The sequence below is a fragment of the Lysobacter lycopersici genome, assembly GCF_007556775.1.
Classification (GTDB): Bacteria; Pseudomonadota; Gammaproteobacteria; order Xanthomonadales; family Xanthomonadaceae; genus Pseudoluteimonas; species Pseudoluteimonas lycopersici.
Map to the genome: position 1 here is coordinate 532,849 of NZ_CP041742.1, position 12,852 is coordinate 545,700.

Here is a 12,852-nt window from a genome sequence, read left to right on the forward strand (position 1 = left end):
GCCGCGCCCCCATCACCGCGAAAGGCGCGCAGCGCCTGCGCGCGGAGCTCGAGGAACTGAAGTCGGTCAAGCGCCCGGCGGTGATCAACGCGATCGCCGAAGCGCGCGCGCACGGCGACCTCAAGGAAAACGCCGAATACCACGCGGCGCGCGAGCAGCAGGGCTTCATCGAGGGTCGGATCAAGCACCTCGAGGCCGAGCTTTCGCACGCGCAGGTCATCGACGTCGGCACGCTCGCGGCCGGCGACAAGGTGGTGTTCGGCGCCACCGTGGAACTCGCCGACGCGGATTCGGGCGAGGAGAAGACCTACCAGATCGTCGGCGACCTCGAAGCCGACATCAAGCAGGGGTTGATCGCGATTTCCTCGCCGGTGGCGCGCGCGCTGATCGGCAAGCACGAGGGCGACAGCATCAGCATCGAGGCCCCGGGCGGCACCCGCGAGTACGACATCCTCTCGGTGCGCTACCTCGGCTGATCGCATGGCCCGCGCGGTCCTGCTGCTGCCCCCGCTGGCCTGCGTTTTCGCGGGAACGCCGCCGGCCGATCTTGCACGCGCGCTCGGTCGCGCGGATCGCGTCGACGGAGAATCCGGACGCGCGGCGCAACTGCGAAGGCATTTTTCCCTGCTTCCGAATCGCTGGCCGGAAGCTGCGGTTTGCCGCCTTGCGGAAATCGGCGCCGATGTCGACGACGTGCGCCGACATGCGTGGCTGCGGGTCGATCCCGCGCACCTGCGCGCCGACATCAAGGGCGTGTTGCTGCTCGGCACCGGCGAGGCGCTGGGCCTCGACGAAGCGGATTCCGTCGCGTTCCTGCCCGCGCTGAAACCGCTGTTCGGCGATGCCGGCTTCCAGCTCGAGGCACCGCATCCGGCGCGCTGGTACCTGCGCCTGCCGAAGGAAGCGAAGCTGCCGGCGTTCGCGTCGCCGGAGATCGCGCTGGGCGATGACGTGTTCGAACACGCTCCCGACGGGCCGGAAGCAAGGCGCTGGAATGCACTGGCGAGCGAGGCGCAAGTGCTGCTGCACAACCATCCACGCAACGTGCAACGCGCCGAGGCGGGCAGGGTGGCGCTGAACGCGCTGTGGCCCTGGGGTGGGGGAACATTGCCCGATCATGCGACGGCGGCTTTTCCGAAGCTGCATTCCGACGATGCCCTGCTGCACGGACTGGCACGGCTGGCGAAGATCGAAGCCATGCCCGCGAAACCGCCAATTCCCGAGGATGCGCTGTTCGACCTGCGCAAGGCCGACGCCGCGACGCTGCGGCCGATGCTCGAGGCCCTGCATCGCGGGGACCTGCAGGAACTGGCGCTGGACTTCGCCGACGGCCCGCGATTCACCTTGCGTCGAGGCCAGCGCTGGCGCTTCTGGCGCAAGCCGTTCGCGTTGCTTCGCGAATGACTGCGGTTCGCATCCGTCGCCGCGAACCCGGACAACAGGGCGACTGGCCAGAACGCTATCCGGAACTGCTGCGTCGGTTGTATGCCGCGCGCGGTGCGGATGGTCCGGCGCTGGCGCAACCGCGACTCGCGGATATGCCATCGCCCGATGCGATGCCCGGGATCGAGGCCGCGACCGCGCTGCTGGAAGATGCGATCGCGAACGATCGACGCATCGTCGTGGTCGCTGATTTCGATTGCGATGGCGCGACCGCCTGCGCCACCGGCGTGCGCGGCCTGCGCATGCTCGGCGCGCGCCACGTCGCCTACGCGGTCCCGAACCGCGCGGTACATGGTTACGGACTGACGCCCGCGCTGGTCGAGGAACTCGTCGGGCTGGAACCGGAACTGCTGGTCACTGTCGACCATGGCATCGCCTGCCATGCGGGCATCGCCGCGGCGCGTTCGCGCGGTTGGGACGTGCTGGTCACCGACCACCACCTGCCAGGCGAAACGCTGCCGGACGCGAACGCCATCGTGAACCCCGCGCTGCCCGGGCACGATTTCGGCAGTCGTGCGCTGGCCGGCGTCGGCGTGCTGTTCTACCTGCTGCTGGCGCTGCGCAAGCGATTGCGCGGAAGCGGAAAACTGCCGTCGCCGGAGCCCGATCTTTCCGCGCTGCTGGACCTGGTCGCGGTCGGCACCGTCGCCGACCTCGTGCCGCTCGACGCCTGCAACCGTGCGCTGGTGTCGGCGGGGTTGCGCCGATTGCGTGCCGGGCAGGGCAGCGCCGGACTGAACGCACTGGCGCAGGTCGCCGGTCGCGAACGCACGACGCTCACCGCCAGCGACATCGGCTTCGGCATCGCCCCGCGCATCAACGCAGCCGGCCGGCTCGAAGACATGACGGTGGGCATCGAATGCCTGCTCTGCGACGAACCCGTGCGTGCGCTGGAGCTCGCGACCGCGCTGGATGCGATCAACCGCGAACGCCGCGCGCTGCAGCAGCACACCACCGACGAGGCCGAAGCCGCGTTCGCCGGGCTCGCCAACGATTGGGATTCGCCACCGGTCGCCTTGTGCCTGTTCGACCCGGAATGGCACGCCGGCGTGGTCGGTCTGGTCGCGTCGAAACTCGCGCAGCGCGCGCACCGGCCGGCGGTGGTGTTCGCGCCATCGCAGCCGGGCAGCGGCGAACTGCGCGGTTCGGCACGCTCGATCCCCGGCCTGCACATCCGCGACGCCCTGGCCGCGGTCGATGCCGCGCATCCCGGCTTGATCGAACGCTTCGGCGGCCACGCGATGGCCGCGGGCCTGACGCTGGCGGAATCGAAACTGCCCGCGTTCGAAACCGCATTGCGCGAAGCCGTTGCATCGATGCTCGATCCGGCCATCCTCCAGGCCGAGCTGTGGACCGACGGCGAACTGGAACCGGAGCAATTCAGCCGTGCGACTGCGGATCTATTGCGCGATGCCGGGCCATGGGGGCAGGGCTGGCCGGAACCGCTGTTCGACGGCGAATTCGAGGTGCTGTCGTCGCGCGCGGTCGGAGAACGCCATCTCAAGCTGGAACTGCGCCGCGACGGTCGGCGCTTCAACGCGATCCAGTTCGGCGGCTGGAATGGCGAAACGCCGCCAACGCGCGTGCGCATCGCCTACCGCCTGCAGGGCGACGACTGGCGCGGCGGGGATGCGGTGCAACTGGTGGTCGAACACCGCGAGCCGGCGGAGGCGGGCTAATCGTCCAGTTTCGTCAGCGTCGCGCCGTAATGCGCGGCCACGTGGTCGGTCTTGTCGCTCCTGATCTCGTACTGCGGCTTCTCCGGCGAGGCGTGATGCCGGTGGCCCTTGTAGTCGAAATCGCGGGTGTGCACCTTGATGATGCGTCCGCTGACATGCCCGGCCTCCGAATTCCAGCCGACGTGGTCGCCCACCTTGAATCCCGCCATGGCCGTTCCTCCTTCGCCTTGCCGGCAGCCTAGCCCGCGGGCGGTGCAGGGCGCGTGGATGCTAGAATCCGCGGTCATTTTTCGCGGTACGCACGCCATGATCGAACTCAATCCCGTCCGAGCCCGCATCGCCGACCTGACCGGTCGCCTCGACGCGCTCCGGGGGTATCTTTGACTACGATGCCAAGCGCGAGCGCCTGGAAGAAGTCGAACGCGAACTCGAGAACCCCGACGTCTGGAACGACCCGGAACGCGCGCAGGCGCTGGGCCGCGAGCGTTCCCTGCTCGACAAGACCGTCAACGGCATCCGTGGCCTGAAGGACGGCCTCGGCGGCGCGGGCGAATTGCTCGACCTCGCTGAAATGGAAGACGACGAGGACACCGCGCTGGCGGTGGTCGCCGACGTCGACCGCTACGAGAAGGGCGTCGAACAGATCGAATTCCAGCGCATGTTCTCCGGCAAGATGGATTCGGCCAACGCCTTCGTCGACATCCAGGCCGGCGCCGGCGGCACCGAGGCGCAGGACTGGGCCGAGATGCTGCTGCGCATGTACCTGCGCTGGGCCGAATCGCGTGGCTGGAAGGTCGAACTGATGGAAGCCAGCGGCGGCGACGTGGCCGGGATCAAGTCGGCGACGTTCCGCGTCGAGGGCGATTACGCCTACGGCTGGCTCAAGACCGAAATCGGCGTGCATCGCTTGGTGCGCAAGTCGCCGTTCGATTCCGACAACCGCCGCCACACCAGCTTCACCAGCGTGTTCGTTTCGCCGGAAGTCGAAGACGACATCGAAATCGACATCAACCCGGCCGACCTCAGGACCGACGTCTATCGTTCGTCCGGCGCGGGTGGCCAGCACGTCAACAAGACCGAATCGGCGGTCCGCATCACCCATATCCCGACGAATACGGTCGTCGCCTGCCAGACCGGGCGCAGCCAGCACCAGAACCGCGACACCGCGATGAAGATGCTGAAAGCCAAGCTGTACGAGCTGGAAGTGCAGAAGCGCAATGCCGAGAAGGACGCGCTGGAAGCGACCAAGTCCGACATCGGCTGGGGCAGCCAGATCCGCAACTATGTGCTCGACCAGAGCCGGATCAAGGACCTGCGCACCGGCATCGAACGCAGCGACACGCAGAAGGTGCTGGACGGCGACCTCGACGAATTCGTCGAAGCCAGCCTGAAATCCGGGCTGGAAGGCGGTGAGAAGCGCAGCGATGCGGCATAGTGCCTTTGTGGGAGCGGCTTACAGCCGCGACTGCTTCTGACCACCAATCGTCGCGGCCAAGGCCGCCCCTGCAGAAACGATTCGCAATGACCGACGACAGCGTCCAACCCATCGACGAGAACAAGCTCATCGCCGAGCGCCGCGGCAAGCTCGCGGCGTTGCGCGGGCAGGGCATCGCCTTCCCCAACGATTTCCGCCGTGGCGACTATGCCGGCGACCTGCAGGCCGAATACGCCGACGCGGAGAAATGGACCGGCGAAGCGCTGGAAGCGGACGGTCGCCGCGTCGCCATCGCCGGACGCCTGCTTGCGAAGCGCGTCATGGGCAAGGCCGCGTTCGCCACCATGCAGGACATGGGCGGGCGCATCCAGTTGTTCCTGCAGTCGACCGTGCTGGGCGAGACCTACGACGCGTTCAAGGGTTGGGACATCGGCGACATCGTCGCCGCCGAAGGTTCGCTGATGCGGACCAAGACCGGAGAGTTGTCGGTGAAGGCCGACAAGCTACGCCTTCTGGTGAAGGCGCTGCGCCCGTTGCCGGACAAGTTCCACGGCCTGGCCGATGTCGAACAGCGTTATCGCCAGCGTTACGTCGACCTGATCGTCACCCCGGAAGCGCGCGAGGTGTTCGTCGCACGTTCGCGCATCGTCGCCGCGATCCGCCGCTGGCTGGATGCACGCCGTTTCCTCGAAGTGGAAACGCCGATGATGCATTACATCGCCGGTGGCGCGACGGCCAAGCCGTTCACCACCCATCACAACGCGCTGGACCTCGACCTGTTCCTGCGCGTGGCGCCGGAGCTGTACCTCAAGCGCCTTGTGGTCGGTGGGCTCGAGCGCGTGTACGAGATCAACCGCAACTTCCGCAACGAAGGCGTGTCGACCCGGCACAACCCCGAGTTCACCATGCTCGAACTGTACGAGGCCTACGCCACGTATACCGATGTGATGGACTTGACCGAAGCCATGATGCGCGACGTCGCCGTCGAGGCGATGGGCACCACCACGTTCGAATGGGACGGCAATGCCATCGACCTCGGCCCCGCGTTCCGTCGCTGGAAGCTGGAAGAGGCCGTGCGCGAGCTCAACCCGGAAATCTCGGTTGCCGATTGCCGCGACCGCGACGCGCTGGCCGCGCATTGCGCGCGATTGGGCGTACACGTGAAACCAGGCTACGGCTGGGGCAAGTTGCTGCTGGAGATCTTCGAAAAGACGGTCGAAGCAGGGCTGATCCGGCCCACTTTCGTCACCCATTACCCGGTGGAGGTCTCGCCGCTGGCGCGCGAATCCGATGTCGAACCGGGCATCACCGACCGCTTCGAGCTGTTCATCGGCGGCAAGGAACTGGCCAACGGCTTCTCGGAACTCAACGATCCCGAGGACCAGGCCGCGCGCTTCCGCGCCCAGGTCGAGGCGAAGGAAGGCGGCGACGACGAGGCCATGCACTACGACGCCGACTACATCCGGGCGCTGGAAACCGGGCTGCCGCCCACGGGCGGCCTCGGGGTCGGCATCGACCGCCTGGTGATGCTGCTCACCGGCTCGTCTTCGATCCGCGATGTCCTGCTGTTCCCCTACATGCGGCCCGAGCAGGCGGGCTAAGGTCTGCTTGTCCGGCCTTTCCCCGGGATTCCGTTTCCATTACAAATCAGCCGGGTGGCACGCCTCTTGCATGTTGCCCCTTGCCTCCGCCATGGTTTGCGCGGAGGATGGCCGGACCGGATGGTCCCGTATTCATGCACATGAAGGGGGAGCGGCGCGTGGATATCGTCATCGTCGATGATCAGCCCTCCGCGCGCACCATGCTCCGGCACATCGTGCAGGACATCGGGCCGCAGCTCGCCGTCCACGATTTCGGCGAGCCGGATGCCGCGCTCGCCTGGTGCAACAGCAACCGCCCGGACCTGCTGCTGCTCGATTACCGCATGCCCGGCATGGACGGGCTGGAACTGGCCAAGGCCTTCCGCAAGCCGCTGCGCAACCGCGACGTGCCGATCGTGCTGGTGACGGTCGTCGGCGACGAACCCGTGCGCCAGGCCGCGCTGGACGCCGGCGTGATCGATTTCCTGGTCAAGCCGATCCGCCCGCGCGAACTCCGCGCGCGCTGCCGCAACCTGCTGCAACTGCGGCAGCAATCGGAATCGGTGAAGCAGCGCGCGCTGTCGCTGGAGCAGCGCCTGCTCGCAAGCATGCACGAGGTCGAGGAACGCGAACGCGAAACCCTGTCGCGTCTGGCACGCGCGATCGAACTGCGCGACACCGGCACCAGCGCCTACCTCGAGCGCATGTCGCACATCGCCGGCCTGATCGCCGAAGGCCTCGGCCTGCCCGAGGAGCAGGTACGCACCATCGAACTCGCCGCGCCGCTGCACGACATCGGCAAGATCGCGATCCCGGATTCGCTGCTGATGAAGCCGGGCCCGCTCGACGATGCCGAGCGCAAGCGCATGCAGCAGCATCCCGTCATCGGCTACCAATTGCTCGAGGACAGCCACAACCGCTTCATCCAGATCGGCGCGAGGATCGCGCTGCACCACCACGAACGCTACGACGGCAGCGGTTACCCGCACGGGCTCGCCGGAGAGGACATCCCGCTGGAAGCCCGCATCGTGACTGTCGCGGACATCTTCGACGCGCTGATTTCCCCGCGCCCCTACAAGCACGCATGGAGCGTCGAGGATGCGCTCCAGTACGTGCGCGAACAAAGCGGCAAGATGCTGGATCCGGACTGCGTGGAAGCACTGGTGGACAACCTGCCGCGCCTGTACGAGATCTGCGACCGGTATTCCGCCAGTTCGGTGCACCTCGCGCGGAACTGAGTGGTGAGCGCCATGCCGGCAAAACTCAAGCAGCGCTTCTCGCAACGCCCGGACAGCGAACACGGGCAGGCACTGGTCAGGCTCGCGGTGCTGACGGTCGTGCTGGTCTACCTGCTGCTGCACGGGCCGGGCGATGGTGGCGTCGCCGAATACCGCGACGTGTTGGCGATGGTGGGCATCGGCTTCTTCGTCGGCGTCGGCATCGTGGTCGGCATCGTGCGGCGGCCCGGTGTTTCGCACCCGCGCCGTGGGCTCGGCATGCTCGCGGATTACGGCCTGATGGCCGCGGCGATGATCCGCCTCGGCGAGCCGCTGGCCTGGGTCTACGTGATCCTGATGTGGGTGACGGTCGGCAACGGCCTGCGCTACGGCAGCCGTTACCTGCGGGTCGCAGTGGCGATGGCGGCCTGCAGTTTCGGCAGCGTGCTCGTCTTCAGTCCGTACTGGGCGCAGAACCGCAGCCTCGGCGTCGGGTTGCTGGTCGGCCTCGTCGCCGTTCCGTTGTACCTGTCGGGCCTCTTGCGTGCATTGACCCGCGCGACCGATGAAGCGCGACGGGCGAACGAAGCCAAGACCCGCTTCCTCGCCAACATGAGCCACGAGTTCCGCACCCCGCTGAACGGTCTTGCGGGCATGTCGGAATTGCTTGCGAGCACGCGCCTCGACGCGGAGCAGCGCGAATGCGTCAATACCATCCAGGCCTCGGCGCGCAGCCTCCTGGCACTGGTGCAGGACGTACTGGACATCTCGGCGATCGAGGCTGGGAAGCTGAAGTCCGACCTGGTCGATTTCTCGTTGCGCGAGCTGGTCGACGGCATCGGCCTGGTGCTGCTGCCTTCGGCGCGGGCCAAGCGGATCGACTACGCGTCGCTGGTCGCGGCGGAGGTTCCCGACGGCCTGCATGGCGATGCGGTGCATTTGCAACAGGTGCTGACGAACCTGGCCGGCAACGCAGTGAAATTCACCGATCGCGGCTCGGTGCGGCTGGAGGTCGCGCTCGCGGCCAACGAAGGCTCCGGGGTTCGCCTGCAATTCGCCGTCGTCGACACCGGCATCGGCATCCCGGCCACCGCTCGCGCGCGCCTCTTCGAGGCCTTCGAACAGGCCGATGCCAGCCTGTCGCGTCGCTACGGCGGCACCGGCTTGGGCACCAGCATCGCCAAGGGGCTGACCGAAGCGATGGGCGGCCGCATCGGCTTCGAAAGCACCGAGAACAGCGGCAGCCGGTTCTGGGTCGAATTGCCCTTCCAAGTCGCGGCCGCCGCGACCCCTGCCGCCAAACTCGACACCGGCCCCGTGCCGCCCGCGGACACGCAGAACGTCATCGCCTTCGGCGACGTCTTCCGCCGCCATCGCGCCCGGGTCCGTTCGATGCAGGTGCTGGTCGCGGATGACCATGTCGCCAACCGCATGGTCCTGCAGCGCATGCTGCAGAAAGCCGGCCACCACGTGGTCACCGTCGACAACGGCAACGATGCGCTGTCGGCACTGGAAGCCGGCGGCTTCTCGCTCGCCATCGTCGACCTGCACATGCCCGGCGTCAGCGGCCTCGACCTGCTGCGCGAATTGCGGGTGATGGAGGCGGGCAGCAGCAACCGCACGCCGGTGCTGGTACTGAGCGCGGACGTGACCCCGGAATCGATCCAGCGTTGCCAGCAGGCCGGGGCTTACACTTTCCTGCCCAAGCCGGTGGTCGCTTCCCGGTTGCTCGACACGCTTGCCGAAATCTCCGCGCCCGGCCAGGCCGCGGCACCGCCGCAACCGCTGCGCTTCGACCTCCCGCCACTGCAGGACAACGTGTTCGATGCCGGCGTGCTGGAGGAACTCAGCGGGCTCGGCATGGGCGAGGACTTCGAACGCGAATTCGTCGCGCAATGCCTGCGCGATGCCGAAGGCTGCCTCGAGATGCTCGGCCAGGCCGGCGAAGCGGAACAATGGGATGCGCTGCGCGACCATGCGCATGCGCTGAAGGGCGTCTCCAGCAACCTCGGCCTGGTCAGACTGGCGGGGGACAGCAGCGAAGTGATGCGCCTCGCCGCGTGGCAACTGTCGCGCGAATGGCGCCAGCGCCTGCAGGGCCTGCGTGACCGGCTCGTGCAGGGTCGCGCCGCACTGGACGCGCGCGGCACGCCGGCCGCACGCGACAGCGAGAGGAACTAGGGCAGGGGACGCTACCCGTTGTTCAGGCCGCGGCTTCCGCCCCCGCGCGGCGCGACTGGGCACGGACGATCCGATCCATGGTGCGCAGCGAACGGTCGCCGAGTTCGAGCGCCGTATCGACCCAGACCTCGGTGATGCCCATCAGTTCGTCGTAACCGACCGGCTGCGCGATCGCGCGAACCGCATTGAGCGCCAGGTGCGCGTGCGGTGCCCGCTGCTGCTGGCGGATGATGTCCTGCACGGCCGCTTCGCCTTCGCCCTTCGGGACCAGCACGTCGATGACGCCCATGCGGTGCAGTTCCTCGCTGCCGTACATGTTGCCTTCGAGGATGAGTTTTTCCGCCAGTTGCGGCGAGACGCGCTTGCACAGGAAGGAGTACGCGCCCATGCCCGGGAACAGTCCGAACAGCACTTCGGGCAGGCCCATGCTCGTGCCTTCCTCGGCCACGATGGTGTGGCAGGCGAGGGCGAGTTCCATGCCGCCGCCGAGGGCATCGCCCTGGACCAGTGCGATGGTGCGCACGTCGCCACCGAGCGATGCGTGCAGGTGGTAGACGCCGTCCACGCAACGGCGTGCGTAGGCGAGCAGTTGTTCGCGGTTGTTGTCGCGGATCAGGCGCGAGAACAGCTCGAGGTCGCCGCCGAGGTTGAAGGCACTGGCGTCCGAGGCGATCACGACATGGCGCAACGTACCCGGCTTGCGCTGGCCCTCGCGCTGGGTGATCGAGGTCAGGAAACTCCACATGTCGTCCATGAGCGCGGTGCGGAAACAGGGCCTGGTGCCGCGCTGGATGTCGGCGTGCATGTACATCCAGTGTTCGGCGCCGGATGGGTCGGATTCGACCCGCAAGGTGGGATATGCACGCGTGCGGTGCAGGCGTTCGATGCTGCTCATGGAAGTGTCCCCTCTGCCGCCAGGCAACCGGTCGGGCTCGGGGGTGGCGGCCATGGAAGATATGCAGGGCGCCCGACGCACGTCTCTATGCGCCTGTCGGGGGCCCAACGCAAGCATTTTCACCCGGTTCCGGCCGAAAAGCGGAAGCGGGCCGCCCGGATGGCCGGGGCGGTCAGGTCGATGCGACAGGCCCGCGCAATTCCTTGCGCAGGATCTTGCCGACGTTGCTCTTGGGCAGGGCGTCGCGGAATTCCACGAACTTCGGCAGCTTGTAACCGGTCAGGTTTTCCCGGCAGAAGGCCTTGACCTGCTCTGCCGTCAGCGCCGGGTCCTTGCGCACGATGAATACCTTCACAGCCTCGCCCGATTTGTCGTCCGGCACGCCGATGGCCGCGACCTCCAGCACGCCGGGCATCATCGCGACCACGTCCTCGATCTCGTTCGGGTACACGTTGAAACCCGAAACCAGGATCATGTCCTTCTTGCGGTCGACGATGAAGAAATAGCCGCGTTCGTCCATGCGTGCCATGTCGCCGGTGTGCAGCCAGCCGCTGTCATCGATGACCTTGGCGGTTTCCTCGGGCCGCTGCCAGTAGCCCTTCATCACCTGCGGGCCCTTGACGCAGAGTTCGCCGATTTCACCCGAGGCGAGCACTTTGCCCTCGTCATCCTTCACGCACACGTCGGTGGACGGGAGCGGCAGTCCGATCGAACCGTTGTAGTCCTTCAGGTCGAGCGGGTTGATGCATACGCCGGGCGAGGTTTCGGTCAGGCCGTAGGCCTCGGCGAGGGTGCAGCCGGTGACCTGTTTCCACTTTTCCGCGACCGCGCGCTGTACCGCCATGCCGCCGCCCAGCGTGACCTTCAGGTGCGAGAAATCCAGTTGCCCGAAGCCCGGGGTATTGAGCAGTCCGTTGAACAGCGTGTTCACGCCGGGAAGGATGGAGAACGGCACCGACTTCAGGATCTTGACGAACTCGGGCATGTCCCTCGGGTTGGTCACCAGCACGCTGTGCGCGCCGATGCGCATGAACACCATGGCGCAGGCCGTGAGCGAGAAGATGTGGTACAGCGGCAGCGCCGCAATCGCGACTTCCTGCCCGCGATCGAGCGACAGCGTGATCCATGCACCCACCTGCTGCATGTTCGCGATCATGTTCGCGTGGGTCAGCATGGCGCCCTTGGCGACGCCGGTGGTGCCGCCGGTGTACTGCAGGAAGGCGATGTCGTCGTGGCCGATGGCGACTTCGGGCAGGGCGTGCATCTGGCCGAGCGTGAGCGTGTCGCGGAAGCGCACGGCGCCTTCGATGCGGTAGTCGGGCACCATCTTCTTCACGTGCTTGAGCACGAAGTTGACGATGGCGCCCTTGGGGAAGCCGAGCATGTCGCCGAGGCCGCTGGTGATGGCGAGCACGCCCGGCATGCGCTCCAGCACTTCCTGGACGGTGTCGCCGAAGTTGTCGAGCACGAGGATCACCTTCGCGCCCGAATCCTCCATCTGGTGGCGCAGTTCGCGCGCTGTGTACATCGGGTTGACGTTCACCACGGTCAGGCCCGCGCGCAGCACGCCGAAGATCGCGATCGGGTACTGCAGGCAGTTGGGCAGCATGATCGCGACGCGATCGCCTTTCTTCAGCTTGAGCTCGCCGAGCAGGTAGGCGGCGAACTGCCTGCTGAGGCGGTCGATGTCGGCGAAGGTCAGCGCCTTGCCGAAATTCGAGAAGGCGGGGCGGTCGCGGTAATCGGCATTGGCCTTGTCGAGCACCGCGACGATCGACGGGTATTCGCCGACGTCGATGGTTGCGGGAACGCCCGACGGATAGTTGTCCAGCCATGGACGTTCAAGGCTCATGCGCGGTCCCCTTCCCGCCGCCACGTCGCACGATGCGGACGCGTACGGTTGCGTTAGGATTTGAGCATAGGGTCGATGCACTGACAAGGCGAAAAAAGACGTGTTTGCCGCACCGCAACATCGAATCGCGCGATCGAAGCCCCTCTGGGCGCTGGTGTTCGTGGTCCTGCTCGCCGTCGCCGCGGGTTGTTCCCGCGAGTCGCCGGAACAGGCGGTGCGCGATCGCATCGAGTCCTTGCAGGAAGCCGTCGATGCCCGCGATGCCGGCGACGTGGCCGACATGCTCGCCGACGACTTCATCGGGAATGACGGACTGGACAAGCAGGGGGCGCGGCAACTCGCCGCGGGGATGTTCCTGCGTTACCGCGATGTTTCCGCGAAACTCGGCCCGGCGACGGTGGAACTGCGCGGCGCGCGCGATGCGGTCGCGACTTTCAGCGTGCTCGCGACCGGAGGCTCCGGTGGACTGCTGCCCGACAGCGGCCAGGTCTACGAGGTCGAAACCGGCTGGCGGCTGGTCGACGGCGAATGGAAGCTGTTGTCGGCGGAGTGGAGGCCGAAACTTTAATC

General features: G+C 67.0%; 11 protein-coding genes. 8 read left to right on the forward strand and 3 right to left on the reverse strand.

Annotation, left to right across the window (positions count from 1 at the left end):
• The first annotated feature begins 11 nt into the window (after positions 1-11).
• Genes greA through recJ form a run of 3 tightly spaced genes read left to right on the forward strand, consistent with a single transcriptional unit; the run spans position 12 to position 3,122 of the window.
• Positions 12-476, forward strand: a complete 465-nt coding sequence (gene greA, locus FNZ56_RS02745; protein ID WP_185970819.1) for a transcription elongation factor GreA — start codon at positions 12-14, stop codon at positions 474-476.
• 4 nt (positions 477-480) lie between these two features.
• Positions 481-1,404 carry a phosphoglycerate mutase gene (locus FNZ56_RS02750; protein ID WP_143878384.1) on the forward strand — a complete coding sequence of 308 codons (924 nt, stop codon included), beginning with the start codon at positions 481-483 and terminating at the stop codon, positions 1,402-1,404.
• A complete protein-coding gene (gene recJ, locus FNZ56_RS02755) occupies positions 1,401-3,122 on the forward strand; it encodes a single-stranded-DNA-specific exonuclease RecJ (RefSeq protein ID WP_143878385.1) in 1,722 nt (573 codons plus the stop codon). Before FNZ56_RS02750 ends, recJ begins: the two co-directional genes overlap by 4 nt.
• Here the strand turns inward: recJ and FNZ56_RS02760 are convergent.
• A complete protein-coding gene (locus FNZ56_RS02760) occupies positions 3,119-3,331 on the reverse strand; it encodes a hypervirulence associated TUDOR domain-containing protein (RefSeq protein ID WP_143878386.1) in 213 nt (70 codons plus the stop codon). The genes recJ and FNZ56_RS02760 overlap by 4 nt on opposite strands.
• Positions 3,332-3,428: 97 nt before the next feature.
• Here FNZ56_RS02760 and prfB point away from each other — a divergent pair.
• From prfB to FNZ56_RS02780, 4 genes are all read left to right on the forward strand, one after another.
• Positions 3,429-4,557 (forward strand): peptide chain release factor 2 gene (gene prfB, locus FNZ56_RS02765; protein WP_143878387.1). Its coding sequence is split into 2 segments (ribosomal slippage): positions 3,429-3,503 and positions 3,505-4,557, totalling 1,128 coding nucleotides; the frame shifts between segments, so codons are not numbered across the junction.
• Positions 4,558-4,643: 86 nt separating this feature from the next.
• Entirely contained in the window at positions 4,644-6,158 is a 1,515-nt protein-coding gene (lysS, locus tag FNZ56_RS02770; protein WP_143878388.1) for a lysine--tRNA ligase, read from the forward strand.
• Positions 6,159-6,265: 107 nt separating this feature from the next.
• A complete protein-coding gene (locus FNZ56_RS02775; protein WP_143878389.1) occupies positions 6,266-7,375 on the forward strand; it encodes a response regulator in 1,110 nt (369 codons plus the stop codon).
• A 12-nt stretch (positions 7,376-7,387) separates the two neighbouring features.
• Complete coding sequence (locus FNZ56_RS02780; RefSeq protein ID WP_143880242.1) at positions 7,388-9,535, forward strand: ATP-binding protein; 2,148 nt, start codon at positions 7,388-7,390, stop codon at positions 9,533-9,535.
• Between the two features lie 22 nt (positions 9,536-9,557).
• On the opposite strand, the gene FNZ56_RS02785 is transcribed toward FNZ56_RS02780, so the two are convergent.
• A complete protein-coding gene (locus FNZ56_RS02785) occupies positions 9,558-10,430 on the reverse strand; it encodes a crotonase/enoyl-CoA hydratase family protein (protein WP_143878390.1) in 873 nt (290 codons plus the stop codon).
• Positions 10,431-10,602: 172 nt separating this feature from the next.
• Positions 10,603-12,282 (reverse strand): AMP-binding protein, encoded by a 1,680-nt coding sequence (locus FNZ56_RS02790; RefSeq protein ID WP_143878391.1) that lies wholly within the window; start codon positions 12,280-12,282, stop codon positions 10,603-10,605.
• 160 nt (positions 12,283-12,442) lie between these two features.
• Between FNZ56_RS02790 and FNZ56_RS02795 the strand changes: the two genes are divergently transcribed.
• Positions 12,443-12,850: a Cif family virulence factor gene (locus FNZ56_RS02795; protein WP_143878392.1), complete on the forward strand. Its 408-nt coding sequence runs from the start codon at positions 12,443-12,445 to the stop codon at positions 12,848-12,850.
• Positions 12,851-12,852 lie beyond the last annotated feature (2 nt).

Excerpts from the sequence above, each read along its gene's own strand:
- FNZ56_RS02750 (WP_143878384.1), top strand. The coding sequence starts at position 481 with ATGGCCCGCGCGGTCCTGCTGCTGCCCCCGCTGGCCTGCGTTTTCGCG.
- recJ (WP_143878385.1), top strand. The coding sequence starts at position 1,401 with ATGACTGCGGTTCGCATCCGTCGCCGCGAACCCGGACAACAGGGCGAC.
- FNZ56_RS02760 (WP_143878386.1), bottom strand. The coding sequence starts at position 3,331 with ATGGCGGGATTCAAGGTGGGCGACCACGTCGGCTGGAATTCGGAGGCC.
- lysS (WP_143878388.1), top strand. The coding sequence starts at position 4,644 with ATGACCGACGACAGCGTCCAACCCATCGACGAGAACAAGCTCATCGCC.
- FNZ56_RS02775 (WP_143878389.1), top strand. The coding sequence starts at position 6,266 with ATGGCCGGACCGGATGGTCCCGTATTCATGCACATGAAGGGGGAGCGG.
- FNZ56_RS02780 (WP_143880242.1), top strand. The coding sequence starts at position 7,388 with ATGCCGGCAAAACTCAAGCAGCGCTTCTCGCAACGCCCGGACAGCGAA.
- FNZ56_RS02785 (WP_143878390.1), bottom strand. The coding sequence starts at position 10,430 with ATGAGCAGCATCGAACGCCTGCACCGCACGCGTGCATATCCCACCTTG.
- FNZ56_RS02790 (WP_143878391.1), bottom strand. The coding sequence starts at position 12,282 with ATGAGCCTTGAACGTCCATGGCTGGACAACTATCCGTCGGGCGTTCCC.